We start from the raw sequence: 22,834 nt of genomic DNA, 5'->3' as shown, positions 1-22,834 counted from the left end.
TGTTCGTCTCCGATTCGAAAGAGGGTCAGCCGCGCGGCTTCACGGCCAGGGCCTGGGCCACGCTGCCGGGCGCCGCCTGGATCAGCTCGACCGCCAGGCCGTCCGGCAGCTGCAGCCAGTTGCGGCCCTGCGGCAGCGCCTTGACGCCCCAGGGCTCGGCGGCGGCCAGGGCGGCCTCCAGGTCGTCGACCATCACGCCCAGGTGGGCCAGCCAGCCGGCGTCGTTGCTGGGCGGGGCCTCGAAATCGGGCGTGGCCATCAGCTGCAGGCCGCCGAGCGTCCAGTACTGGCGGGGGTCGTCGGTGGGGCCGTCGATCTCGCGCACGTCCATGCCCAGCACTTCATAGAAGAAGCGGATGTGCCAGTGGATGTCGCGCACGCGGATGGCCACATGCTCGACATAGGCGGTGGCGGGCGGCGTGAAGGGGGGCATGTCGTGTCTCCGTCGAATGAGGGCGGTCGGGTACTACGGTCAGCGGCAGTGGCGGGCATGCTCGATGCCCTTGATGCAGGCCACCAGCGTGGCATTGACCGGCGTGGGCACACCGCAGCGCTGGCCCCAGCGGACCACGGCGCCGTTGATGAAGTCGATCTCGGTGATGGAGCCCTTCTCCAGGCTCTGCAGCATCGAGGTCCTGAAGTCCGCGGGCAGGCCCGCGGCGGCCTTGGTCCAGGCGGCCCGGGGGTCGGTGTACGACAGCGCCACGCCGCTGGCGCGGGCCACGTCCATGGCCTCCTGCACCGCGGTCAGGGCGGTCGCCTCGATCTCGGGGATGGCGTAGAGCGGGCCGTAGCCCAGGCCGGTGATGCCGCTCACGGCGCCGGTGGCGACGTTGATGAGCAGCTTGTCCCAGATCGTGCCCATGATCGTGGTGCTGACCGTGGTGCGCAGGCCGGCGGCCTCGAAGGTGTCGGCGATGCGGCGCACGCGCGGGCTGTCGCTGCCGTCGAGCTCGCCGATCAGCGTTTCCTTGCCGGCCACGCCGGCCTGCACCTGGCCGGGCGCCAGCATCACGCCGCCCACGTAGGTCTTGCCGGCGATCACGCGCTCGCGGCCCACGGCCTCGGCCAGGATGTCCTCGTGGCCCAGGCCGTTCTGCAGCGACAGCACCAGCGTCTGCGGCCCGATGAGCGGCGTCGCGGCGGCGATGGCGGCCTGCGTGTGGAAGGACTTGACCAGCACGATCACCAGATCGACGGGGCCGAGTGCGCGGCAGTCCGTCTCGGCCTGCACGGCCACGCGGTGTTCGCCCTCGGGCCCGCGCAGCCGCAAGCCGTGGGTGCGAATGGCATCGACATGGGCCGCGTTGCGGTTGATGAGCACCACGTCGTTGCCGGCCGTGGCCAGCGTGCCGCCGATGGCGCAGCCGAGTGCGCCGGCGCCGAGAACTGCGATCTTCAAAAGGAAGTCTCCTGGAACTGGCCGGCATTCTTCGACGCGACCTCCATTCAGTAAATCGCATGGGCCAAATACACTCCATGTTGATTTCACATGGAGGTGCCGATGAGCGAGCTTCAACTGCTGGACGGCCGGCAGCTGCAGCTGATCGACCTGCTCTACGCCACCGGCAGTGTCACCCGGGCGGCCGACCAGCTGGGACAGAGCCAGCCCACGGTGAGCCTGTGGCTGGCGCGCCTGCGCGAGCAACTGGGCGATCCACTCTTCGTGCGCACGGCCCAGGGCATGCTGCCCACGCCGCGCACCGAGGCGCTGATCGGCACCGTGCGCAGCGTGCTGGCCGGCCTGCGCACCATCGCCGAGGTGCCCGCGGCCTTCGACCCGGCCACCATGCAGCGGCGCTTTCGCATCTTCATGACCGACGCCAGCCACATCACGCTGCTGCCCCGGCTGTTCTCGCATGTGCGGGCGCTGGCGCCGGGCATCGCGCTGGAGGCCGCGGCCATCCACGGGGGCATGGCGGCCGAGCTGGAGTCGGGCGCCGCGGACCTGGCGCTGGGCTTCATCCCGGCGCTGGACGCGGGCTTCTACCAGCAGACGCTCTACGACCAGGACTGGGTCTGCCTGGTCCATCCCGACCACCCCCGGATCCGCCCGGCCGCCTTCGGGCTAGAGGACTACCGCCGCGAGGCGCACGCCGGCATCGTGCAGGGCACCGGCGCCGCGCTGCTCGACGCCACGGTGCGACGACTGCAGATCGAGCGGCGCGTGGTGCTGAGCATCCCGGGCTTCCTGGGGCTGCCGGCCATCCTCTCGACCACCGACCTGATCGCCACCCTGCCGCGGCACATCGGCGAGACACTGGCGGCGCTGGGTGGTCTGCGGGTGCTGCCCTGCCCGGTGCCCATCCCTGCCTTCCCGGTGCGGCAGCACTGGCATGCGCGCTTCCACCAGGACGCGGGCAACCGCTGGCTGCGGGGCGTGTGCGCGGAGCTGTTCCTGAAGGCGGGGTAGGGCGCGTCTGCGTCTGCGCTGCATCACGCGCGGGCCGGCATCGGCGCCGGACAATCGCGCCGCCTCGATCCGGGGCGACACCGGCAAGGAGCCGCCCATGAGTGTTTCGACAGCCTTCGCCCTGTTCATGAAGGAAGCGCCGGCCCATGCCGCGGCCTGGTCGCAGGCCGCCCAGGCGCTGGGCGCCGCCAGCAGCCTCGACGCCAAGACGCAGGCACTGAGCTACCTCGCGGTGCTGGCCGCGACCGGCAACACGGCGGGCGTGCCCTTCCATGCGCAGGCCGCGCGCGACCTGGGTGCCACGCGGCAGGAAGTGGCCAGCGCCGTGCTGATCGGGCTGCCGGCCGCAGGCGCCACCGTCATTGCGTCGCTCCCGGCGGCTCTGGCGGCGTACGACGCGCCGTCCGCCTGATCCCTGCGGCGGAGCATGTCCTTCCCGTCGTTCCAAATAAAAACAATTATCATTTGACTGATGTAGAACGACGAGGGTGCGAGGGACACGATGTCCACGGCTTCCATGGCGGCGGTGCCCGCCCAACCGGCGCAGGACATCGGCCTGCTCTACCGCGACCATCACCTCTGGCTGCGCAGCTGGCTGCTGCGCCGGCTGGGCTGTTCGGAGCACGCGGCCGACGTGGCGCACGACACCTTCATGCGCCTGCTGGGCGCGCGAGTCGCGCTGCCGCTGCTGCGTGAACCCCGCGCCTACCTGCGCACGACGGCCCAGCGGCTGCTGGTGGACCGGGCGCGGCACGACGCCATCGAACGTGCCTGGCTGGCCGAGATGCAGGCACTCGCCGAGCAGGACCAGGCCTATCCCTCGCCGGAGGAGGCGCTCGACGCCCTGCGCATCCTGCAGACGCTGGCGCGGGTGCTCGACGCCGTGGCGCCGCGGGCACGGGCGGCCTTTCTGCTGCACCACCTGGACGGCCTGACGCACGAGGCGGTGGCCGCGCAGCTGGGCGTGTCCGACCGCATGGTGCGCAAGTACCTGGCGCAGGTGCTCGTGCAGGTGGCCGTCGAAGCCGCATGAGGGCCCCGTCCGCCGACGGCAGCGCGCAGGAGCAGGCCGCCGACTGGCTGGTGGCGCTGACGGCCACCGACCCGCACGAGCGCGAGCGCGCCCGCATCGCCTTCGAGGCCTGGAAGGCCGCCGATCCCCGGCACGCCGCGGCGGCCGCGCCCATGGAGCGCCTGCTGGGCGGCATGCAGTCGCTGCGCCACGGCCATGCGGCCGGCGCGCGGGCGGCGCTGCGTGCCGGCGAGGCGGCCGCCGGCCGCGGAACACGCCGGCGCCGCGCATTGGCCACCGGCATCATGGGCGTGCTCCTGGCCGCGCTGGTGGCAGCGCCGCTGTGGCGCAGCGAGTGGCCCCAGAGCCTTGCGGCCGACCTGCGCACGGCGCCCGGCGAATGGCGCACGCAGCGCCTGCCCGACGGCAGCCTGCTCACCCTGGCCGGCGGCAGTGCCGTCGACCTGCACTTCGACCGCGGCCGTCGCCAGGTGCGGCTGCTGCGGGGCGACGTGCTGGTCGACGTGGCCCCCGACGCCGCGCGGCCCTTCGAGGTCCGCACCCGTGACGGCGAGATCCGGGCCCTGGGCACCCGGTTCGTGGTGCGCCGCGAGGCGGAGGCGACCCGGCTGGCCATGATCGAGTCGGTCACCGCCGTGCGGCCCGGTCAGGCGCTGGCCCGGCCGCTGGAAGAGGCCGTTCGTGTCCATGCGGGCGAACAGGTGCGCATCCGGCCCGACGCCGTCCAGCGGCTGCCCGGCATCGAGCCGGCCGCGCTGGCGCGCGCGTGGTCGCGGCGCGAATGGGCCGTGGTGGATATGCCGCTGACGCAGGTCCTGGAGGAGCTCGGCCGCCACCGGGCCGGACGCCTGGGCTACGACGCATCGGCGCTCGCGGCGCTGCGCGTCAGTGCGGTGCTGCCGCTGGAAGACACCGACCGCGCGCTCGCCTTGCTGCAGGCGAGCTTCCCGCAACTGAAGGTGCACCGCGTGACGGCGTGGTGGGTGCAGGTGGGCACGGCCGACTGAGGTCCCGGCCCCGGCCCCGCCCGGGTACCGGGGCATTTTTTTGGCGAAGGCGGTTCCGGATGTGCGGGCCGGGCCGTCAAGGGAAGTGAACACCGCTTCTTTACGCCCAGACCTCCCGCTCATCATGACCGTCGCTCATCCCGCCGCCCTTCGCCCCAGCGCCGTGGCCGCCGCCCTGGCCCTGGCCTGCCTCGTGGGGCTGCCCGCCGCTGCCTGGGCGCAGCCCGCACCGTCCACCGCGGTGGCGCCGTTCGACATCCCGGCCGGCCCGCTCGACCAGGCACTGGTGCGATTCGCGCAGCAGGCCGGCGTCGGCCTGTCGGTGGATGCGTCCCGCGTGGCGGGCCTGCGCAGCGATGGGCTGCGCGGCCGCCACGGCGTGGAGGAAGGCTTTGCCCTGCTGCTGCGTGGCAGCGGCCTGCGAGCCCTGCCCGCCGCGGGCGGCTATGTGCTGGCGCCTGCCGCACCGCCTGCCGGCCGGGCCGGCCCAGCCGCGACCGGCGCGGGGCCCACGCTGGCCACCATCACGGTCAGCGCCGAGGCGGACAGCAGCGCCACCACAGAGGGCACGGGCGCGTACACCGCCCGCAGCACCAGCCTGGCCACCCGCCTGCCGCTGGCACCGCGGGAGACGCCGCAGTCCATCAGCGTCATCACCCGGCAGCGTCTGGACGACCAGGGCCTGACGCAGCTCACCGACGTGGTCCAGCAGACGCCGGGCCTCACGCTCGCGCAGGCCGGCAACGCCGGCAGCGACAGCTCGCCCATCTACGCACGCGGCTTCCAGGTCGACAACTACCTGGTCGACGGGGTGCGGCTGGTGGACTCCAACTACACCGACATCTTCCAGACCTTCGACACCGCCCTGGTCGACCGCGTGGAGGTGCTGCGCGGCGCCAGCGGATTGCTCAACGGTATCGGCTCGCCGGGCGCGGCCATCAACCTGGTGCGCAAGCGGCCCACCGCCACTTTCCAGGCCAGCGTGCGCGGCGAGCTGGGTTCGTGGTCCTGGCGCCGCGGCGAGTTCGACGTGTCCGGCCCGCTCAACGCGGCCGGCACGCTGCGTGGGCGCCTGGTGGCCGCCAAGCAGGACAACGCGTCGTACATCGACCGCCTGCACGAGAAGAAGGACGTGTTCTATGGCGTGCTCGAGGCCGATGTCGGGCCCGACACCGTTCTCCACGCCGGTCTGTCGTGGCAGCGCTTCGATGCGACCGGGCACGCCCGCGGCGGCCTGCCGGCCTACTTCAGCGACGGCAGCCGCGCCGTGTGGGACGTGTCGGCCTCGGCCGCCCCCGAATGGGCGTCGTCGCACCGCGAATACAGCAGCCTCTTCGGCGGGGTGGAGCACCACTTCTCGGCGGACTGGTCGCTCAAGGCCACCGTGTCGCGCAGCTTCAACGCCTACGACGAGGTGATCGGCTACGCGTCCAACGGCTATCCGGACCGGCTGACCGGCGCGGGCGTGGGCCTGTGGGCCGGGCGCTGGGCCGCCACGCCGCGGCAGGACGCCGCCGACGTGCAGGTCAACGGTCGCTTCAACCTGCTGGGGCGCCAGCACGATCTGGTGTTCGGCGCGACGGCCGTGCGGACCGCCTACTTCGCGCCGGCCTACACCAACTGGCGGCATGCCGGCTGGGACCCGTCGATCCCCAACATCTACCTGTGGAACGGTCTCTCGCCACTGGAACCCTACAACCCGCAGGTGGGCACCGACGACTCGGACGAGCGTCTCAACAGCGCCTACGGCACGGTGCGTTTCAAGGCACTGGATGGCGTGGCCGTGTTGCTCGGCGCCCGCGTGACCGACTGGCGGCGCCAGCAACGCAGCCAGAGCTGGACCAGCGCCAGCCTCACCACCGCCGACCGTCGCGAGCGCGGCGTGGTCACGCCCTATGCCGCCATCACCTGGGACTTCGCCCGTGACTGGACGGCCTACGCCAGCTACACCGACATCTTCAAGCCGCAGGATTACAAGACGCCGACGGGCGACCAGATCGATCCGCAGACCGGCGTCAGCCGTGAGTTCGGCATCAAGGGCAGCGTGCTCGACGACCGCCTGAACCTGAGCGCGGCCGTCTACGAGAGCAAGCAGGACAACCTGGCCGTCTCCATCCCGGACACCTTCGCGCCCGACGGCTCGCAGGCCTACCGGGCCGTGTCGGGCACGCGCACGCGCGGCTTCGAGCTGGAAGCCAGCGGCGAGCTGCGCCCGGGCTGGCAGCTGTCGGCCGGCTTCTCGCGCAACATGACGCGCGACCGCGATGGCCAGCGCCTGCTGACCAACGTGGCGCAGAACAACTTCAAGCTCGCCACCAGCTGGCGCATGGCCGGCGTGGGCAACGGTCTGACCGTGGGCGGCGCGGTGCGCTGGCAGAGCGGGATCTACGCCGACAACCTCGGGCCCGCGCGCAACCAGCGCTTCGAACAGCCCGCCTATGCGGTGGTGGACCTGATGCTGAAGTACCCCTTCACGCCGCAGCTCAGCGCCACGCTCAACGTGTTCAACGCATTCGACAAGCGCTACTACAACACCACGGGCAACAGCTACTGGGGCGCGCCGCGGCAGCTGCGGCTGGGCGTCGAAGCCCGCTTCTGATCGGCCGCGGTCCGCCGCGCGCCCGTGTCTTCCAACGTATCTCGTGCTGCCGTCAACGACGCGCAGCGTCCTCCCTTCCTTTCCATTTCCACGGAGAACCATCGATGGCCCACCGCGCCTTCTTCGCCCTTGCCCTGGCTGCCACCGCGATCGGCAGCGCCCAGGCCCACCAGCTCTGGATCGAGCGCGCCGCGCCCGGCACGGCCCGTGTCTACGTCGGCGATGTCGATGGCGAGCGCGACCGCGGCGACGAGGTCGCCAAGCTGGGCGCCAGCACTCGACTCTTCGCGGCCGATGCCGCCGCACCGTTGCCGCTCGCGGTCCGCGAGGACCATTTGCTGGCGGCCTCCGTGCCCGCGGATGCGGACCTGCGCCTGATCAACGACCAGGTCTGGAAGCCCTGGCGCGGCAAGGACGGCGTGCTCAAGGCGGCTGTCTTCAATGCCCGTGAGGGCCGGCGCGACACGCGCGCCGTGCTCGACTACGAGTTCGTCCCCGAACAGGCCGGGGCCAGCCGTTTCCGCCTGGTCTTCAAGGGCCAGCCGGCGGGCAGCCGCGCGGTGACCGTGGTCGATCCCGCGGGCTGGAGCCGGCGCTTGCAGACCGACGCCGATGGCTGGCTCACCGTGCCGGACCGCGGCGTCGGCCGCTATGTGCTGATCGCCGCCCACACCGACCGCCATCCCCAGGACGTGGCCGGCACCCGCGTGGAAGCCGTCGACTACACCGCCACCCTGAGCTATGTGGCGCGCTGAGGCCGGAATGCCAGTCCGGCCGGGGTTCGTGCAGTGAGCGCCGTCTCGCCGTTGATGCACGCGGCGCTGCTGGCTGCAGGCGCCGGGTTGCTCTCGGTGGCGGCCACCCCGGCGTTGGCCGAGTCGCTCTGGCTGCAGCCCACCGCCCAGGGCGCGCGCCTTCGCGCCGGTCCGCCCGACCAGCCCGCCCTTGCCCTGCCACCGCTGCAGGCGCTGGCCGCGCCCGGTGCGGATGCCACGCACGTGCTCGGGCCCGATGGCCTCATCGCACGCGGCAACGCGGCGGCCGGCGACCTGCGCCTGACCGCGGTCGAGACCGAAGGGCAGCGCGTGCTGGTCCACCATCAGGCCCGCCTGGGCCGGAAGGAGACGTTGCCCGTCAATGACCTGGAACTGGTGCCGACCGAGCCCGAGGGCCGGCGCTTCCGCCTGATGTGGAAGGGCCGCCCCGTGGCGGCCACCCAGGTCGAGGTGCAGACGGATGCCGGCTGGCAGCGCTTGCTGCTCCCCGAAGCGGACGGCTTGGTGACGCTGAGCACGCCCTTTCCCGGGCTCTATGTGCTGTCCGTGACAGCGAGCGTGGATGGCGGCAAGGTCCGCTTCGAGGGGCGCGACTATTCCGAGGTGCGCCACAGCGCCACGCTGAGTTTCGAGGTGACGTCTCCATGAAGCGGCGCTGGATCATGGCCGCCGTGGTGCTGGCCGCAGGCGCGGGCCTGGCGGCATGGATGGCGCAGCCCGCCGTGCAGCACCAGACCGAGACCGTGCGCCGCCATGACGTGGAGGCCAGCGTGACCGCCATCGGCACCCTCCAGCCGCGCCGCTTCGTGGACGTGGGGGCGCAGGTCTCGGGGCAGATCCGCCGCCTGCACGTGGCGGCCGGCGACACCGTGCGCCAGGGCCAGTTGCTGGTGGAGATCGACCCCAGCGTGCAGCAGGCCGTGGTCGATGCCGGCCGTGCCCAATTGCAGGCCCTGCGTGCGCAGCTGGCCGAGGAAGAAGCGCAATGGCAGCGGGCCCGCGACCAGGCCGCGCGGCAGCTGCGCCTGGATGCCGACGGCGCCACGCGCGGCGAGGACGTGCAGGCGGCCCGGGCCGAGCTGGCCGTGCGCAGCGCCCGCCTGGACCAGTGGCGCGCCCAGATCGCCCAGACCCGCGCCACCCAGCGCGCCGACGAAGCCCGCCTGGGCTACACCCGCATCTATGCGCCCATGGACGGCACGGTGATCGGCGTCGAGGCGCGCGAGGGGCAGACCCTCAACGCCACCTACCAGACGCCGCGTGTGCTGCGCCTCGCCGACCTGGCCACGATGACGGTGTGGACCGAGGTCTCCGAGGCCGACATCGGCCGCGTGCGTGCCGGCATGCCCGCCAGCTTCACCACACTGGGCGGCGAGGGCCAGGCGCAGCCGCGCCGCTGGCACAGCCGGGTGCGGCAGGTGCTGCCCGCTCCGCCGCTGGCGGAGAAGGGCGCCGATGCCGCCGCGGCGCCCGCCGCCACCAAGGCCGTGACCTATACCGTGCTCTTCGATGTGGACAACGCCGACGGCGCGCTGCTGCCGCAGATGACCGCCCAGGTGGGCCTGCGCGTGGCCCATGCGCCGCGGGCCCTGGCGGTGCCGCTGTCGGCACTGCAGCCCGTGCCCGGCGATCCCGAGCGTGCGCAGGTGCGCGTGCTGGACCCGCGCGCAGGCGCCCAGGCCCGCGAGGTGCAGCTGGGCGTGCGCAGCCGTCACCTGGCCGAGGTGACGAAGGGCCTGGCCGAAGGCGAGCAGTTGATCGTCGGCGAGACGCGGCAGGCCCGGTGGCCGGCGTGGCTGCAATGGTGAGCGGCGCGTCCGCAGCGGCGCCGCCGCTGATCGCGCTGACGGGCGTGCGCAAGCGCTACGGCGGCGGCAGCAGCGGCCAGCCCGAGACCGAGGTGCTGCACGGCATCGACCTGGAGATCCGTGCCGGCGAATTCGTGGCGATCGTGGGCCAGTCCGGCTCGGGCAAGTCCACGCTGATGAACCTGCTGGGCGGCCTGGACCGGCCCAGCGCCGGCCACTACCGCTTCGAGGGGCGCGACGTCGCCTCGCTGGACCCGGACGCGCTGGCCCGGCTGCGCCGCGAGGCCTTCGGCTTCGTCTTCCAGGGCTATCACCTGATCGCCAGCGAGACGGCGCGCGAGAACGTGGAGCTGCCGGCCCTGTACGCCGGCCTGCCGCCGCCAGCGCGCGCCGACCGGGCGCGGGCCCTGCTCGCGCGCCTGGGCCTGGCGGACAAGACCGAGCACCGGCCGCACCAGCTCTCGGGCGGCCAGCAGCAGCGCGTGGCCATCGCCCGGGCGCTGATGAACGGCGGTCGCGTGCTGCTGGCCGACGAGCCCACGGGTGCGCTCGACAGCGCCAGCGGCGCCGAGGTGATGGCACTCCTGCACCAGCTCGCGGACGAGGGCCACACCATCGTGCTGATCACCCACGACCGCGGCGTGGCCGAGCAGGCGCACCGCGTGGTGGAGATCCGGGACGGCCGCATCGTGGCCGATGGCCCGGGGCCGGGCGCGGCATCGTCGACGTCGGCCGCATCGGCCGCGGCAGGTGGCACGCAGGCCGCTACCGCACCGATGCCGCCCGGCTCGCCCGGGCCGGCCCGGGCCTGGCATGCCGACCTGGGCGAGGCCGCGCGCGCCGCCTGGCGCGGCATGGGCCGCAACCGCCTGCGCACCGGCCTCACCCTGCTCGGCATCGTGATCGGCGTGGCCTCGGTCATCGTCATGCTGGCCGTGGGGGAGGGGGCACGCCAGCGCGTGGTGCAGCAGATGGGCACCCTGGGCACCACCATCATGTACCTGGGCGGCAGCGCGCCGGCCGAAGGGGGGCCGCCGGGCCGCATCACCGACGAGGACCTCTCGGCCATCGCCGGCCTGCCGGACGTGGCCCATGTCATGCCCGTCATCGGCGACCCGATCCCGGTGCGCCGCGGCCGGCTGGAGCGGCAGGTCTACGTGTTCGCGGCCGAATGGTTCATGCCCCGGGTGCACCAGTGGCCGCTGGCGCAGGGCCGCTTCTATACCGAGGCCGAAGACCGTGCGCTCACGCCCCTGGTGGTGCTGGGCCATCGGGCGAAGGCGCATTTCTTCCCCGGCGATCCGGACCCGCGGGGCCGGCAACTGCTGATCGGCGATTCGCCCTTCGAGGTCATCGGCACGCTGGCCGAGCGGGGCGCGGAGTCCGGCGCGCAAAGCTACGACGACATGGTCTTCATTCCCTACCGCGCGGGCCGGGCGCGCGTCTACCGCGTGCAGACGCAGCCCGACTACACGGTCGTCGCCGCCGCCTCGCCGCGGCAGGTGGCGCCGGCCGAAGCGGCCATCCGCCGCCTGCTGCTGGCGCGCCACGGCCGCGCCGATTTCGAGATCAGCAACGCCGCGGCGCGCCTGCAGGCCGAGGCCCAGACGCGCCGCAGCATGACGATGATGCTGGGCCTCATCGCCGCCGTCTCGCTGGTGGTGGGCGGCATCGGCGTGATGAACGTGATGCTGATGACGGTGCGCGAGCGGCTGCGCGAGATCGGCATCCGCATGGCCGTGGGCGCCCGCCAGCGCGATGTGCAGCGCCAGTTCCTGACCGAGGCGGTGTTGCTGACCCTGGCGGGTGGCGTGGCCGGCGTGCTGGCCGGCGGCATCACGGGTGCCGTGCTGGTCGCCAGCGGCGTGCCGGTGGTGTTCTCGGTACGGGCGATGGCCGGTGCATTTGCCTGCGCGCTGGCGACCGGGCTGGTCTTCGGCTGGGCGCCGGCGCGTTCGGCGTCGCGCCTGGACCCGGTCGTGGCCCTGGCGGGAGATTGAGCATGCGGCACGACATCCCGATGACCCGCGGCGCCGCCGTGCGCGGATTCGCGATGGTGGGGCTGCTGGCCGGCTGCGCCGTGCCGCGGCTGCCGGCCGCGCCGGCCTCGGCACCGCCCCTGCCGGCGCAGTGGTCCGTTCCCCTGCCGCCATCCGCGGTGGCCGATGCCGCCGAGCCGGCCGGGGACGGCTGGTGGCGGCGCTTCGGCAGCGCTGAACTCGATGCGCTGGTGCTGCGCGTGCAGTCCGGCTCCCTCGACCTGGCCGCCGCGGCTGCGCGGCTGCGTCAGGCGCAGGCCCGGGCAGGGCAGGCCGAGGCGGGGCGCTGGCCGGTCCTGGAGGCCCAGGCCCAGGTCCGTCGCCAGGGCGCGTTCGGGGGCGAGGCCGCCGCCGATCCGCGCCATGCGCTGAGCCTGGGCGCAGCCTGGGAATGGGACCTGTGGGGCCGCCTTGGCGCCGAGCGGGATGGGGCGCAGGCCGCCGTCCAGGCCAGCGTGCTCGATGCGCAGGCGCTGCGCCTGACGCTGACGGCCGCCGCGGCCGAGGCATGGCTCGAAGCGGTCGGCCTGGCCGAGCGCATCCGCATCGGCGAAGCGAGTCTGGCCGCGGCCGAGCGCATCGCGGCGCTGACCGAGGTGCGCAGGCGGGCGGGCACCGCCACGGCCTTGGAGGCCAGCCGCCAGCGCGGCCTGGTGCAGGCGCAGCGCGCGCAGGTGCAGGCGCTGCGCCAGCGGGTGGCGGAGGTGCGCGCCACGCTGACGATCCTCACGGCACACCCCGACCCGGCCTGGACGCCCCGAAGCCGCCTGGCGCAGCTGGCGCCGCCTGCCGTGGCAACCGGCCTGCCGGCAGGGCTGCTGGCGCGCCGGCCCGACATCGCACGCGCGGCCGCCCTGCTGGCCGCCGCCGACGCGCAGCGTCTGGCCGCGGAGGCCGCCCGCTGGCCCCGGCTGACGCTGACCGCCAGCCTGGGCGCCGAAAGCGCGTCGTCGCGCACGCTGCTGCGCGATCCCGCCTATGCGCTGGCGGCTGGGCTGGTGGCGCCCCTGCTCGACGGCGGCCGCCTGGCGGCCGAACGGGACGAGGCGGTGGCCGTGCGGGAGGAGCGGTTGGTCGCCTACCGGCAGTCGGTCGTGCAGGCCTTTGCCGAGGTCGAAGCGGCCCTGCAGTCGCAGGCCGCGCTGCACGCGCGGCGCGAGGCCCAGGCCGCTGCGCTGGCCGAGGCCCGCCAGGCACAGCGCCTGGCCGAGGCGCGATGGCGCGCGGGGGCTGACGACGCGCTGGCCTTGCTGGACGCGCAGCGCACCCTCTTCTCGGCCGAGGACGAGGCCGCGGTCCTGCACCAGGCCATGCTGCAGATGCAGGTGCGGCTCTACCGCGTCCTGGGCGGCGGTTGGAGCGGCGATGCCCTGTGGTGAGCTTGCGTCCTTCAGCGCGCCGTCTGGTAGCCGGTGCGCAGCGTCGGCGTGAGTGCGCCGAAGCGCGGCCAGGCCAACATCACGCCCTGGCGCTGAAGCAGGCGCTGAAAGTCCGCCAGCAACGCCGGCGTGCTGCGCACGGCGCGCGGTGCAGTGCGGCGCTGCAGCGCGAAGGCCGCCAGCGATCCCGACGCCTCGCCGATGCTCCACTCGGTCTGGTGCTCGCGGTAGGCGCCGTTGGTCACGCGGGTCGTGCCGATGTTCTTGCAAGCCGGCAGCAGGTTGTCCACCCGCACCGGCAGCAGTGCGCCCAGCGGGATCTGGAAGGGGTAGGCGTCGATGTCCACCGTGTTGCGCCCGCGCGTGCTGGGGTGCAGGTCGATGCGGTAGCCGCCCAGGCCCACGCTGTCGGCGAAGATTTCGGCGCCGTCGCGACCGGGCCGGGCCTGCACGCCGATGTGCTGCTCCCGCACGGTGAACTCCGCCATGATGCGGCGGCCTTCCCGGTAGTAGGCCTGCTTGGCCAGCCCGTCGGTGGTGCCCAGCACGTCGCCGCGCAGACGCAGCTCCGGATAGCCCTCGCCGCCGTCGTGGCGCGGCGCCTCGGTCTGCATCCAGTAGAAGAAGGCCAGGCTCAGTTCGCGCGCGGCCTGCAGGGCCTGCTGTTGCGCCGCGCGGTCCACGCCCACCACCGGCTGCTCCCAGTAGTCCATCTGCGGCCAGTTGGCCAGCGTGATGTCGCTCGCATAGGCGCCCGGCGCAAAGTGCCCGCGCCAGGCGATGCGCCGCGCATGCCACAGGTCGTACAGGCCCTCTTCGTCGGTCGGGCCGACGAAGAGGGGACGCACGCGCGGCTGGTGGGTCACGAAGTCGCTGAGGGTCCAGCTCAGTTGCGGGCCGGGCCAGCAGGGCAGCTGCAGGGTGCGCAGGCGGTCGTAGTCGCGGGGGCGCTCGATGGTGTGGTCCTCGCCGGGCCGCAGCTCGGTCGCGAGGCACCAGGTGATGGCCTGCTGGTCGTAGGGATCGGCCTCGTCCAGCGCATGGGGTTCGCCCGTCTGCGCGCGGGCCTCGGCGCCGAACACATGCTCGACGCCGGCCAGCGGCAGCAGGTCGCCGATCTCGGTGGCGTCGATGAACATGCCGGCCTGCAGCACGCGGCGGCGGCCTTCTCGCAGGTCGAAGACCTCCAGGGCCTGCACGGTGTCGCCTTGCACCTGGGCGGCGTCGATGCGGTGCTCGCGCAGCACGACGAGGCGGCCGGCCGCTTCGTGCGGCGCCAGCAGTGCGTCGATCACCCGCACGGCCACCCAGGGCTCGTGGCAGAGCGTGCTGACGTTGCCCTGGCCGGGGTTGAGGCGCGGATGCAGCCGTGCCTCGGGCGTGAGCGGCAGGTGGTCGCGGTAGTAGGCCCGGATGCCCTGGCGCAGTTGGGCGTAGCTGAGCGATGCGCTGACATGCTCGATCCACGGATGCTCGTCGAAGGGCACGCCCTGCGCCGTGAGCTGGCCGCCGAGCCAGTCGAGCTCCTCGACCAGCACCACGCGCAGCCCCTGGCGCAGTGCGGCCAGGGTGGCGGCGATGCCGCCCAGCCCGCCGCCCGCGACCACCAGGTCGGCCTGCAGCTCATGGCCGAGGCCGGCCCCTGCCTGCGCCGCGGCCGTCATTCGGCGCGCAGTCCCAGGCGGCGGATGGCCTCGCCATAGCGCACCGTCTCGGCGGCGATCAACTGGCCGAAGGCCGCGCTCGTGCCGCCGCCGGGCTCCACGCCCAGCGCCTTCAGCCGCTGCTGCACGGCCGGCTGGGCCAGGGCGGCGTTCACCTCGCGGTTCAGGCGGTCCACGATGGCTGGCGGCGTGGCAGCCGGGGCCAGGATGCCGAACCAGCCGGTCACCTCGAAGCCGGGCACGGCCAGCTCGGCCACCGTGGGCACCTCGGGCAGCACGGCCGAACGCTTCGCTGTCGTCACGGCCAGCGCGCGCAGCTTGCCGGTCTGGATGTGGGGCAGGGCGCTGGAGGGGATGTCGAAGCCCAGGTCCACCTCGCCCGCCAGCAGCGCCGTGAGGGCCGGGCCGGAGCCCTTGTACGGAATCATCTGCATGTCGACCTTCGCGTCGCTCTTGAGGAATTCCGCCGCCAGGCTGGTGGTGGTGGCCCCGCCGCCGCCCGCGGCGTAGTTGAGCTTGCCGGGCGATTTGCGCGCCGCGTCGAGCACCGCGCGGAAGTCCTTGAAGGGCGATGCGGCCGGCACCACCACCACGATCGGCGAGGCGCCCACCTTGGCCACCGGCGCGAAGGTCTTGACGGTGTCGTAGTTGAGCTTGGGATAGAGCGAGGTGCTGCCCGGGAAGCCGCTGGTCACGAACAGCAGCGTGTAGCCATCGGCCGGCGCCGTGGCCACGTAGCTGGTGGCGATGGTGGCGCCCGCGCCGGGGCGGTTGTCGACGACGACGGTCTGGCCGAGCGCCTTGCCCAGCGCGTCGCCCATGAGCCGGGCCAGGATGTCGCCCGACCCGCCGGGCGCGAAGCCGACCACGAGCGTGATCGGCTTGGCGGGATAGGTCTGGGCCCAGGCCATGGGTGCCAGGGCGGTGGTGCCGAGCGCAGTGGCCGTGGCCACCGCCAGCCAGCGGCGGCGAAGCATTCGTTGCATGGTTGTCTCCTGTGAACGTGGGCCCGATCCTAGGAATCGGCGGCTTCGCCGCCCAATACCAAGGCTTCGGCGGGGCATGCCTGGCTGTTATGGTTGGGCGCACCCGTCACTCCTTTCTGTTCTGGTCTGCATGGCCGGAGCCCCTGTCATGAACCTGCGCCAGATCGAAGTCTTCCGGGCCGTGATGAGCGCCGGCTCGATCACCGGTGCGGCCCGTCTGCTGCATGTGTCGCAGCCGGGCGTGAGCCGCCTGGTGCGCCATCTGGAGCTGCAGCTGGGCGTGGCGCTGTTCGAGCGGCGCAATGGCCGGCTCTTCGCCACGCCGGAGGCGCGGGCGCTGCAGGTGGAGGTCGACAAGGTCTACCGGGGCGTGCGTCATGTGCAGGACGTGGCGCAGCACCTGCGCTTCGGCGCCCATGCCACCTTGCGCGTGCTGTCCAGCGCCAATACCGCGCTGGAACTGGTGCCGCGCGCCACGGCGCGGCTGTTGGCGCGCTTTCCGGATGCCCAGGTCGGCTTCGAGGCGCTGCCCACGCGCGAGATCGTCAAGCTGCTGGTGGCGGAGGACGCGGACCTCGCGGTCTCTTCCGCGCCCCTGGAGCATCCCGTGCTCGACCTGCGCGAGATCGGCCAGTGGCGTCTGATGTGCGCCCTCGCGCCGGGGCACCGCTTGCTGGCGGCACCGGTCTTCGATTTCGATGCGGCGCTGCGCGAGCGGCTCGTGCTCTACAGCCCCGAGGCACCCCAGAGCCAGGTCATCGACCGCTGGCTGGCCGAACGCGACATCGTGCCGCGGCGTGCGGTGGAGGTGCGCTCGGGCCATGCCGCCTGCGCCATGGCGGCCAGTGGCGCCGGCGTGGCTTTCGTCGACGACCTGTCGGCGCGCAGCTTCGCGCCAGGCCGCCTGGTGCTGGTGCCCGTGCCCCAGGCGCCCGCCTTTCCGTTGCTGGCCGCCAGCAACACGCACCGGCCGCTCTCCACGCTCGGCCAGGCCTTCATGCAACTGCTGGACGAGGAGTTCGCCGCACTGGCCGCGCCGGGATGACCCCGGCACGCGGCGGCTCGGGGGGCTGCTGCACAATCGCGCGGCCGCGCCCGCCGGCGGCCGGCCCCACCCCCCCCGAGGAGACGCATGCGCATCATCACGATGCAGGGCCGGCTGATGCTGATCGCATCGATGGCCATTCTTCCGCTGGCCATCGTCTGCGGCCTGGCGCTGTACGCGCTGGCTGAAAGCCAGCAGGACCAGCACAGGGCCAGCACCCTGGGCGTGGCCCGCGCCGTCGCCACCGCGGTGGACAGCGAATTGCGCCTGACCATCGCCGCCCTCGACGCGCTGGCCCTGACCGAGCCGCTGGGCACCCAGGCCGGCGACGGCCTGAGCCAGGCGACGCGGCTGGCCACCGCCGTGCGGCGCTCGCATCCCGAATGGCTGGCGCTGGTGCTTGCGGCGCCGGACGGGCGCCTGCTCTTCAACACCGACGGCGGCGTCTCGGGCCCGCTGCGGCGCGTGGTCGACGACGACAGCCTGCAGCGGGTGCTGCGCACCGGCCAGCCTGCCGTCGGCGCCCTGGTGCCGGGGCCGGCAGGCCGACTCGCCTTCGCGGTGCGCGTGCCCGTGATCCGCGACGGCCAGACCCTCCAGGTGCTGACCGCGGTCGTGCGGCCGGAGGCCATCACCGCCGTGCTGGGCCGCCAGCGCGTGCCCGAGGGCTGGTCGGTGTCGGTCTTCGACTCGCGCGAGCGCCGCGTGGCGCGCAACATCGACGACGCCCGGTTGCGCGGCAGCGGCCCGAGCGACACGCTGCGCCGCCTGCTGGCGCAGATGGGCGATGCGCCCGACGGCGTCGGCCGCTCGACCAACGTGGACGGCGTGCGCTCGCAGACCGCCGTGGCCCGGCTGGAGTCGGCGCCGTGGTTCGTCGTGCTGGGCGCGTCTGCCGACCTGGCCGAGTCGCCGCTGCGCCGCACCTATGTCGCCTACCTCGGCGGCCTGCTCTTCTCCCTGGCCTACGGGGCGCTGGCCGCGTGGTGGATCTCGCGTGGCGTCACCGGCCCCATGGCCCGGCTGCGGCAGCAGGCCGACGCGCTGGGCCGGGGCGAGCCGGTCGCGGTGGCGCCTTCCCGCGTGCCCGAGGTGGATGCCGTGGCAGACGCGCTGGCGGCGGCCTCGCTGCAGCGCCGGCGCAGCGAGGCCGAGCGCCAGCAGCTGCTGGAGGCCGAGCGCGCGGCCAGCACGGCCGCGCAGGCGGCGCAGCAGCGGCTGGCCCGGCTGGTCAGCGCGGGCGCGGTGCTGTCGCAGTCGCTGGAGGAAGACGCCACGCTGCGAGCCATCGCCGCGCTGATCGTGCCCGCCGTGGGCGACCTCTGCCGCATCGACCTGCTCGACGAGCACGGCGTGCTGCAACGCAAGCTGACGCATCACTTCGATCCTGCGCGCACGGCCGCCATCGCGGCCCTGGTGGAGACGCGCGCTGCGCCCGCGGACGCCCCCGGCACCTTCCCCTGGGCGGTGGCCACCGGCCGCACCTTCCTGCACAACATCGACGACCAGGGCATGCCCGAGGCGCTCGACCCGCAGCTGCGGGAATTCGTGCAGGTCTTCGGCATCACGGCCGGGTGCATCGTGCCGCTGATCGCGCGCGGCCGCACCATCGGCGCGATGGCCGTGCTGCAGGCCGAGTCGGGCCGCCGCATCACGACCGAGGACGGCGCGCTGATCAACGACCTGGCCCAGCGCGCTGCGCTGGCGCTGGACAACGTGCGCCTGTTCGCCCAGGCCCGTGCGGCGCAGAAGCAGGCCGAGGATGCCAACCAGGCCAAGGACGAGTTCCTGGCCATGCTGGGCCATGAGCTGCGCAACCCGCTGGCGCCGATCGCGCTGGCGCTGCAGCTGGTGCAGCGCCGCGACCCGCAGGCCTTCCCGCGCGAGCGGCAGATCATCGAGCGGCAGGTGCGGCACCTGTCGCGCATGGTGGACGACCTGCTGGACGTCTCGCGCATCGTCTCGGGCAAGATCGTCCTGCGCCCCGAGACGCTGGACCTGCGCGACGTGGTGGCGCGGGCCCTGGAGCTCACGCTGCCCGTGCTGCAGCAGCGCCCAGAGATGCCCGTGGTGAGGCTGCCCGCCGAGCCCGTGGCCGTCCACGGCGATCCGCTGCGCTTGGCGCAGGTGGTCGGCAACCTGCTGAACAACGCCGCCAAGTTCACCGAGGCGGGCAAGGCCATCCGCGTGGTGCTGGCGGTGGACACGGCGGCTGCGCATCCGCAGGCGGTACTGCAGGTCATCGACGAGGGCATCGGCATCGCGCCCGAGCTGCTGCCGCGCGTCTTCGAGCGCTTCGTGCAGGGCGAGCAGCCGCTGCAGCGGGCCGCGGGTGGCCTGGGGCTGGGCCTGGCGATTGCGCAGAGCCTGGCCGGACTGCACGGCGGTGCCATCACCGTGCACAGCGCGGGCGTGGGTCGGGGCAGCACCTTCGAACTGCGCCTGCCCCTTCACGCATTGCCCACAGCCACGGCAGAGGCGGCCGCGCCCCCTGCGCTGCCGCGCCAGGCCCTGTCGCTGATCGTCGTGGATGACAACCAGGACGCGGCCGATTCGCTGGCCAGCTGGCTGGAGCTGGAAGGGCACCGCGTGCGCGTGGTGTATTCGGCGGAGGCGGCCATGGACGCCCTGGCCGAGCAGCCGGCGGAGGGGGCCATCGTGGACATCGGGCTACCGGGACTGAGTGGGCATGAACTGGCCACGCGTCTGCGCGCCCGGCCTGCCACCGCCCGCATGGCGCTGATCGCGCTCACCGGCTATGGGCGTGAGGCCGACCGGCAAAAAGCACTGGCCGCCGGCTTCGATGACCACTTCGCCAAGCCGGCCCAGGTGGAGATCCTGCTCGCGCGCCTGCTGGCCCTGGACGCCGGGCGGCGCGCCGCCCACGGCGCCTGATGCCCCTGGCGCGGGCGTGCTCAGGCGGCCCGCATCATCTGGGCGACGTGACGCGTGGCTTCCAGCCCCGCCGGCCCCCAGTGCATGGCCGGCCCCAGCAGCCGGCGCAGCGCCGCGCCGCGACCGACCACATCGTCGCCCTCCAGCATCTGCCGCAACTCGGCGAGGTCCGGGTCGAGCGTGCTTCCGTCCTCCGCCAGCGTGGCCAGCGACAGTGGCGTCTGACCCTGCGCAGCCCGACGCACATGCCGGAAGGCGCGCGGGGGCGCTGGCGCCCGGGCCGCCGGGCCGGCGCGGACGAACGCCGCCCCGTCGGCCGCTGCGTCGCCGCGGATCCAGTCGTAGATGACCTGCAGCTCGTAGTCGCCGAAGACGCCGAACATGCTCGCGTGCTCGCCCTGCAGCAGCGCCCAGAAGCGGCTCTGCGCAGGGTCGCTGCCCCGCACCAGCCACCCCTTGCGTTCGAGGGCGGCCACGAAACCGCCGACGGCGGCCGGATCGGCCAGCCACTGGTTGACCGTGCGGCCTTCGATGCGGCAGTAGTCGGAATGAGCCAGGCTGCCTTCACCGGCCCGGCCCCCCAGCACCTGCAGCAGGGCCTGGTGGGGGTCGAAGGCGGCGATGGCGTCGGTGGTGCCCTGGCCGGCGTTGCTCAGCATGTAGCCGTCGGCCACCCGCGCCCAGAAGGCCTCGCGGTCGGCCAGTGCGGGCAGGTTCTCCGCGGCGGCCCGCAGGGCGCGCTGCGCATGGCCGCCCGCGGCGTTGTCCACCGTGACATGCAGCGTGAAGTAGGTCGGGTCGATGCCCAGCTCGTCCAGCTCGTAGGCCGTGATCAGCAGGTGCAGCGGCAGCTGCTCGTAGCCCAGGTTGAAGCCGATCACCTCGGGCAACAGCTCGGTGGTGCAGGCGGCCAGCGACAGCTGCAACGCGCCCTGCACATAGGCCTCGTCGGGCTGTTCGGCCCAGTCCACGATGCCCATCGCATCGAGCAGGCGGCGGTAGAGCAGCACGTGGTTCTTGTCGGGGTCGCCGTCGCCCAGTTCCTCCACGTAGGTGAGGATCAGGTCGTTGAGGTGCGGATTGGCGGCATCGGGCAGCAGGCCATACAGCCAGGCGCCATCCACCAGCTTGGTGGGCGCGACCGCGCGCAGGAAGTTGAGCGCATGCGAGCGGCTGCCGAAGTAGCGCCGTGGCCCGCCCGCCTTGCGCACGGCCAGATAGGCCTGGTAGGCCGCGCCGGTCGAGGCCAGGTTGGCCTGCTGCCAGGTGGCCAGGCCGTCGGGCGAAGCGGGCAGGTCGCAGGGCTGCGTGCGCATCTCCGCGCGCCAGCGCTCGATGAAGGCGCGGGCCTCGGCGCGCAAAGCGGCGTCGGGCCGGTCGTTGGCCTGCAGCAGCGCGTCGTAGAGCGCGCGGGCGCCGTGGGCCGGTTCCCGTCCGTCCTCGTTCGCGGCAGGGGCGGCAGCCCGCGGCTGCCGCGGCGCCGGGGGCGCGGCGGGGGTGAGGTGGCGCATCTGGGCTTCTTCGGCGGCCCTTCGGGCAAGGCGTGTGTTCTGCATGGGTCCACCATCGGGGTGTTGGCCGGTCGCGTCGGCAAGGGCGCAGCGCGGGTGGCTGTCGGCCGCGACCGACCCCCCGCCCCCGGACTACACCGGCCGCCGCGCGATGTGCGGCGCCCTGGCGGTGCCGTCCTACGAGCCACCCGGTGCGGGCTGTGCGGCCTTCATGGGTTTCGGCCTGCGCGACAGCCCGCATGGGCCCGCTGTGGCAGCATCCGCGCTCCCACGGCGGACCTGCCGCCGTTCCAGCGGCGCCCATCGTCGGCCACGACCTTCGCGCACCTGCGGGTGCTGCCTTTCTCTTGCATGCCTGCCTTCCCCACCGCTTCCACATCCTCCCGCCCACGATCCGGCCCTGTTGCGCAGAACCTGGGGCTGCTCGCCCTGTCGATCGTGCTCATCGCCTTCAACCTGCGGCCGGTGTTCTCCAGCCTGTCGGTGGTGCTGCCCGATATCGTGGCGGCCACCGGCATGTCGGCGGCAGCGGCCAGTGCGCTGACCACGCTGCCCGTGATCTGCCTCGGTGCCTTCGCGATGGTGGCGCCCTGGCTCGGCCGGCGCCTGGGCATCGAGCGCACGCTGCTGGCCTGCATGGTGCTCATCACCGCCGGCACGCTGCTGCGTGGCTCGGCGCAACTGCCACTGCTGTTCGCGGCCTCGGCCCTGGCGGGCGTGGGCATCGCGGTGGCCAACGTGCTGCTGTCGGCCCTGGTCAAGCGCGACTTCGACAGCCGCACGGCGCTGATGATGGGCCTCTACACCATGGCGGTGTGCGCCGGCGCCGCCAGCGGGGCGGGCTTCACCGTGCCCTTGCAGCAGGCGCTGGGCCTGGGATGGCAGGGCGCGCTGGCGATGTGGACCGTGCCGGCCGCGGTCGCGCTGGCGCTGTGGGCGCCGCGTGCCTGGCCGGCGCGGCGGGATGCCGGCGATTCCGCCTTCCGGGTGCGCGGCCTGTGGGGCGACGGGCTGGCCTGGCAGGTCACGCTGTTCATGGGCCTGCAGTCGGCGCTCGCCTATTCGGTGATGGGCTGGCTGGCGCCCGTGCTGCGCGAGCGGGGCCTGGCCGCGGCCACGGCGGGCTTCGTGGTCTCACTGTCGGTGCTGGTGCAGGTGCCCACCTGCCTGGTGCTGCCCACGCTGGCGCAGCGCCAGCGCAACCAGGTGGCGCTGGCCGTGGGGCTGGCCGTGCTCACGGTGGCGACGCTGTGGGCCTGCATGTTCGCGCCGCTGGGCGGCATCTGGGGCTGGGCGGTGCTGCTGGGCATCGCGCAGGGCGGCACCTTCTCGCTGGCGCTCACGATGATCGTGATGCGCTCGCCCGACGCGCGCGTCGCCGCCCAGCTCTCGGGCATGGCGCAGGGCGTGGGCTACCTGGTGGCCGCGACGGGGCCGATGCTGGTGGGGCTGCTGCGGGCCTGGACGGGCAGCTTCCGCGCCTCGGCCCTGCTCTTCGGCGCCATCGGCGTGGCGCTGGCCCTGGCCGGCGCGGGTGCCGGCCGCGCACGCGTCGTCCGCGCCGCGGCGATGCCCCGCTGAAGTGAAGAGGCACCCCCCATGCCGCTTCGCGGCTCCCCCCTCTCTGGCGCCTTCGGCTTGGAGGGGGCGCACCCAGAGGCCTGGCGAAGCCAGCTCCT

The 22,834-nt window shown here is 73.5% G+C and carries 18 protein-coding genes; 13 read left to right on the top strand and 5 right to left on the bottom strand.

Annotation, left to right across the window (positions count from 1 at the left end; translation table 11 throughout):
* Window positions 1–25: 25 nt before the first annotated feature.
* Both DFR41_RS25720 and DFR41_RS25715 read right to left on the bottom strand, forming a co-directional pair.
* A complete protein-coding gene (locus tag DFR41_RS25720) occupies window positions 26–433 on the bottom strand; it encodes a VOC family protein (RefSeq protein WP_114804841.1) in 408 nt (135 codons plus the stop codon).
* Window positions 434–472: 39 nt separating this feature from the next.
* Window positions 473–1,402: a ketopantoate reductase family protein gene (locus DFR41_RS25715; protein WP_114804840.1), complete on the bottom strand. Its 930-nt coding sequence runs from the start codon at window positions 1,400–1,402 to the stop codon at window positions 473–475.
* Window positions 1,403–1,504: 102 nt separating this feature from the next.
* Here DFR41_RS25715 and DFR41_RS25710 point away from each other — a divergent pair, with 102 nt between their 5' ends.
* The 10 genes from DFR41_RS25710 (at window position 1,505) to DFR41_RS25665 (ending at window position 13,054) form a co-directional block, all read left to right on the top strand.
* Window positions 1,505–2,413 (top strand): LysR family transcriptional regulator, encoded by a 909-nt coding sequence (locus DFR41_RS25710; protein WP_114804839.1) that lies wholly within the window; start codon window positions 1,505–1,507, stop codon window positions 2,411–2,413.
* Window positions 2,414–2,510: 97 nt separating this feature from the next.
* The gene (locus tag DFR41_RS25705) at window positions 2,511–2,825 is read left to right on the top strand and encodes a carboxymuconolactone decarboxylase family protein (RefSeq protein WP_017759781.1); all 315 of its coding nucleotides are present in this window, start codon (window positions 2,511–2,513) and stop codon (window positions 2,823–2,825) included.
* 90 nt (window positions 2,826–2,915) lie between these two features.
* Window positions 2,916–3,446, top strand: a complete 531-nt coding sequence (locus DFR41_RS25700) for a sigma-70 family RNA polymerase sigma factor (protein WP_244917879.1) — start codon at window positions 2,916–2,918, stop codon at window positions 3,444–3,446.
* Window positions 3,443–4,453, top strand: coding sequence for a FecR family protein (locus DFR41_RS25695; protein ID WP_114804838.1), 1,011 nt, complete (start codon window positions 3,443–3,445; stop codon window positions 4,451–4,453). The genes DFR41_RS25700 and DFR41_RS25695 overlap by 4 nt, the downstream gene beginning before the upstream one ends.
* A gap of 124 nt (window positions 4,454–4,577) precedes the next feature.
* Window positions 4,578–7,052 (top strand): TonB-dependent siderophore receptor, encoded by a 2,475-nt coding sequence (locus DFR41_RS25690; protein WP_114804837.1) that lies wholly within the window; start codon window positions 4,578–4,580, stop codon window positions 7,050–7,052.
* Between the two features lie 104 nt (window positions 7,053–7,156).
* Window positions 7,157–7,807, top strand: coding sequence for a nickel uptake transporter family protein (locus tag DFR41_RS25685; protein WP_114804836.1), 651 nt, complete (start codon window positions 7,157–7,159; stop codon window positions 7,805–7,807).
* Between the two features lie 33 nt (window positions 7,808–7,840).
* On the top strand, window positions 7,841–8,476 hold the full coding sequence (locus DFR41_RS25680; RefSeq protein WP_244917878.1) for a DUF4198 domain-containing protein: 636 nt from the start codon (window positions 7,841–7,843) through the stop codon (window positions 8,474–8,476).
* On the top strand, window positions 8,473–9,636 hold the full coding sequence (locus DFR41_RS25675; RefSeq protein ID WP_114804834.1) for an efflux RND transporter periplasmic adaptor subunit: 1,164 nt from the start codon (window positions 8,473–8,475) through the stop codon (window positions 9,634–9,636). Before DFR41_RS25680 ends, DFR41_RS25675 begins: the two co-directional genes overlap by 4 nt.
* Window positions 9,630–11,636, top strand: a complete 2,007-nt coding sequence (locus DFR41_RS25670; protein ID WP_114804863.1) for an ABC transporter permease — start codon at window positions 9,630–9,632, stop codon at window positions 11,634–11,636. Before DFR41_RS25675 ends, DFR41_RS25670 begins: the two co-directional genes overlap by 7 nt.
* A gap of 2 nt (window positions 11,637–11,638) precedes the next feature.
* A complete protein-coding gene (locus tag DFR41_RS25665) occupies window positions 11,639–13,054 on the top strand; it encodes an efflux transporter outer membrane subunit (RefSeq protein ID WP_114804833.1) in 1,416 nt (471 codons plus the stop codon).
* 11 nt (window positions 13,055–13,065) lie between these two features.
* Here the strand turns inward: DFR41_RS25665 and DFR41_RS25660 are convergent, their stop codons facing one another.
* Both DFR41_RS25660 and DFR41_RS25655 read right to left on the bottom strand, forming a co-directional pair.
* On the bottom strand, window positions 13,066–14,718 hold the full coding sequence (locus DFR41_RS25660; RefSeq protein WP_114804832.1) for an FAD-dependent oxidoreductase: 1,653 nt from the start codon (window positions 14,716–14,718) through the stop codon (window positions 13,066–13,068).
* A complete protein-coding gene (locus tag DFR41_RS25655) occupies window positions 14,715–15,704 on the bottom strand; it encodes a tripartite tricarboxylate transporter substrate binding protein (RefSeq protein ID WP_170159472.1) in 990 nt (329 codons plus the stop codon). The genes DFR41_RS25660 and DFR41_RS25655 overlap by 4 nt, the downstream gene beginning before the upstream one ends.
* A gap of 148 nt (window positions 15,705–15,852) precedes the next feature.
* On the opposite strand from DFR41_RS25655, the gene DFR41_RS25650 reads away from it, so the two are divergent.
* Window positions 15,853–16,749 carry a LysR family transcriptional regulator gene (locus DFR41_RS25650; RefSeq protein WP_170159471.1) on the top strand — a complete coding sequence of 299 codons (897 nt, stop codon included), beginning with the start codon at window positions 15,853–15,855 and terminating at the stop codon, window positions 16,747–16,749.
* A gap of 87 nt (window positions 16,750–16,836) precedes the next feature.
* Window positions 16,837–19,644 carry a hybrid sensor histidine kinase/response regulator gene (locus DFR41_RS25645; RefSeq protein WP_114804830.1) on the top strand — a complete coding sequence of 936 codons (2,808 nt, stop codon included), beginning with the start codon at window positions 16,837–16,839 and terminating at the stop codon, window positions 19,642–19,644.
* Window positions 19,645–19,664: 20 nt separating this feature from the next.
* On the opposite strand, the gene DFR41_RS25640 is transcribed toward DFR41_RS25645, so the two are convergent.
* On the bottom strand, window positions 19,665–21,155 hold the full coding sequence (locus DFR41_RS25640; protein ID WP_114804829.1) for an iron-containing redox enzyme family protein: 1,491 nt from the start codon (window positions 21,153–21,155) through the stop codon (window positions 19,665–19,667).
* Window positions 21,156–21,506: 351 nt separating this feature from the next.
* Between DFR41_RS25640 and DFR41_RS25635 the strand changes: the two genes are divergently transcribed.
* Entirely contained in the window at window positions 21,507–22,736 is a 1,230-nt protein-coding gene (locus DFR41_RS25635; RefSeq protein WP_114804828.1) for a CynX/NimT family MFS transporter, read from the top strand.
* Window positions 22,737–22,834 lie beyond the last annotated feature (98 nt).

Source organism: Pseudacidovorax intermedius, assembly GCF_003350475.1.
Classification (GTDB): domain Bacteria; phylum Pseudomonadota; class Gammaproteobacteria; order Burkholderiales; family Burkholderiaceae_C; genus Xenophilus; species Xenophilus intermedius.
This window is presented reverse-complemented; position numbering and strand designations above follow the sequence as displayed.

Bases quoted from the DNA above. Each gene is read 5' to 3' on its own strand.
- DFR41_RS25640 (WP_114804829.1), bottom strand. From the start codon at position 21,155: ATGCGCCACCTCACCCCCGCCGCGCCCCCGGCGCCGCGGCAGCCGCGG.
- DFR41_RS25665 (WP_114804833.1), top strand. From the start codon at position 11,639: ATGCGGCACGACATCCCGATGACCCGCGGCGCCGCCGTGCGCGGATTC.
- DFR41_RS25705 (WP_017759781.1), top strand. From the start codon at position 2,511: ATGAGTGTTTCGACAGCCTTCGCCCTGTTCATGAAGGAAGCGCCGGCC.
- DFR41_RS25720 (WP_114804841.1), bottom strand. From the start codon at position 433: ATGCCCCCCTTCACGCCGCCCGCCACCGCCTATGTCGAGCATGTGGCC.
- DFR41_RS25695 (WP_114804838.1), top strand. From the start codon at position 3,443: ATGAGGGCCCCGTCCGCCGACGGCAGCGCGCAGGAGCAGGCCGCCGAC.
- DFR41_RS25660 (WP_114804832.1), bottom strand. From the start codon at position 14,718: ATGACGGCCGCGGCGCAGGCAGGGGCCGGCCTCGGCCATGAGCTGCAG.
- DFR41_RS25685 (WP_114804836.1), top strand. From the start codon at position 7,157: ATGGCCCACCGCGCCTTCTTCGCCCTTGCCCTGGCTGCCACCGCGATC.
- DFR41_RS25690 (WP_114804837.1), top strand. From the start codon at position 4,578: ATGACCGTCGCTCATCCCGCCGCCCTTCGCCCCAGCGCCGTGGCCGCC.
- DFR41_RS25675 (WP_114804834.1), top strand. From the start codon at position 8,473: ATGAAGCGGCGCTGGATCATGGCCGCCGTGGTGCTGGCCGCAGGCGCG.
- DFR41_RS25650 (WP_170159471.1), top strand. From the start codon at position 15,853: ATGAACCTGCGCCAGATCGAAGTCTTCCGGGCCGTGATGAGCGCCGGC.
- DFR41_RS25635 (WP_114804828.1), top strand. From the start codon at position 21,507: ATGCCTGCCTTCCCCACCGCTTCCACATCCTCCCGCCCACGATCCGGC.
- DFR41_RS25710 (WP_114804839.1), top strand. From the start codon at position 1,505: ATGAGCGAGCTTCAACTGCTGGACGGCCGGCAGCTGCAGCTGATCGAC.
- DFR41_RS25670 (WP_114804863.1), top strand. From the start codon at position 9,630: ATGGTGAGCGGCGCGTCCGCAGCGGCGCCGCCGCTGATCGCGCTGACG.
- DFR41_RS25645 (WP_114804830.1), top strand. From the start codon at position 16,837: ATGCGCATCATCACGATGCAGGGCCGGCTGATGCTGATCGCATCGATG.
- DFR41_RS25700 (WP_244917879.1), top strand. From the start codon at position 2,916: ATGTCCACGGCTTCCATGGCGGCGGTGCCCGCCCAACCGGCGCAGGAC.
- DFR41_RS25655 (WP_170159472.1), bottom strand. From the start codon at position 15,704: ATGCAACGAATGCTTCGCCGCCGCTGGCTGGCGGTGGCCACGGCCACT.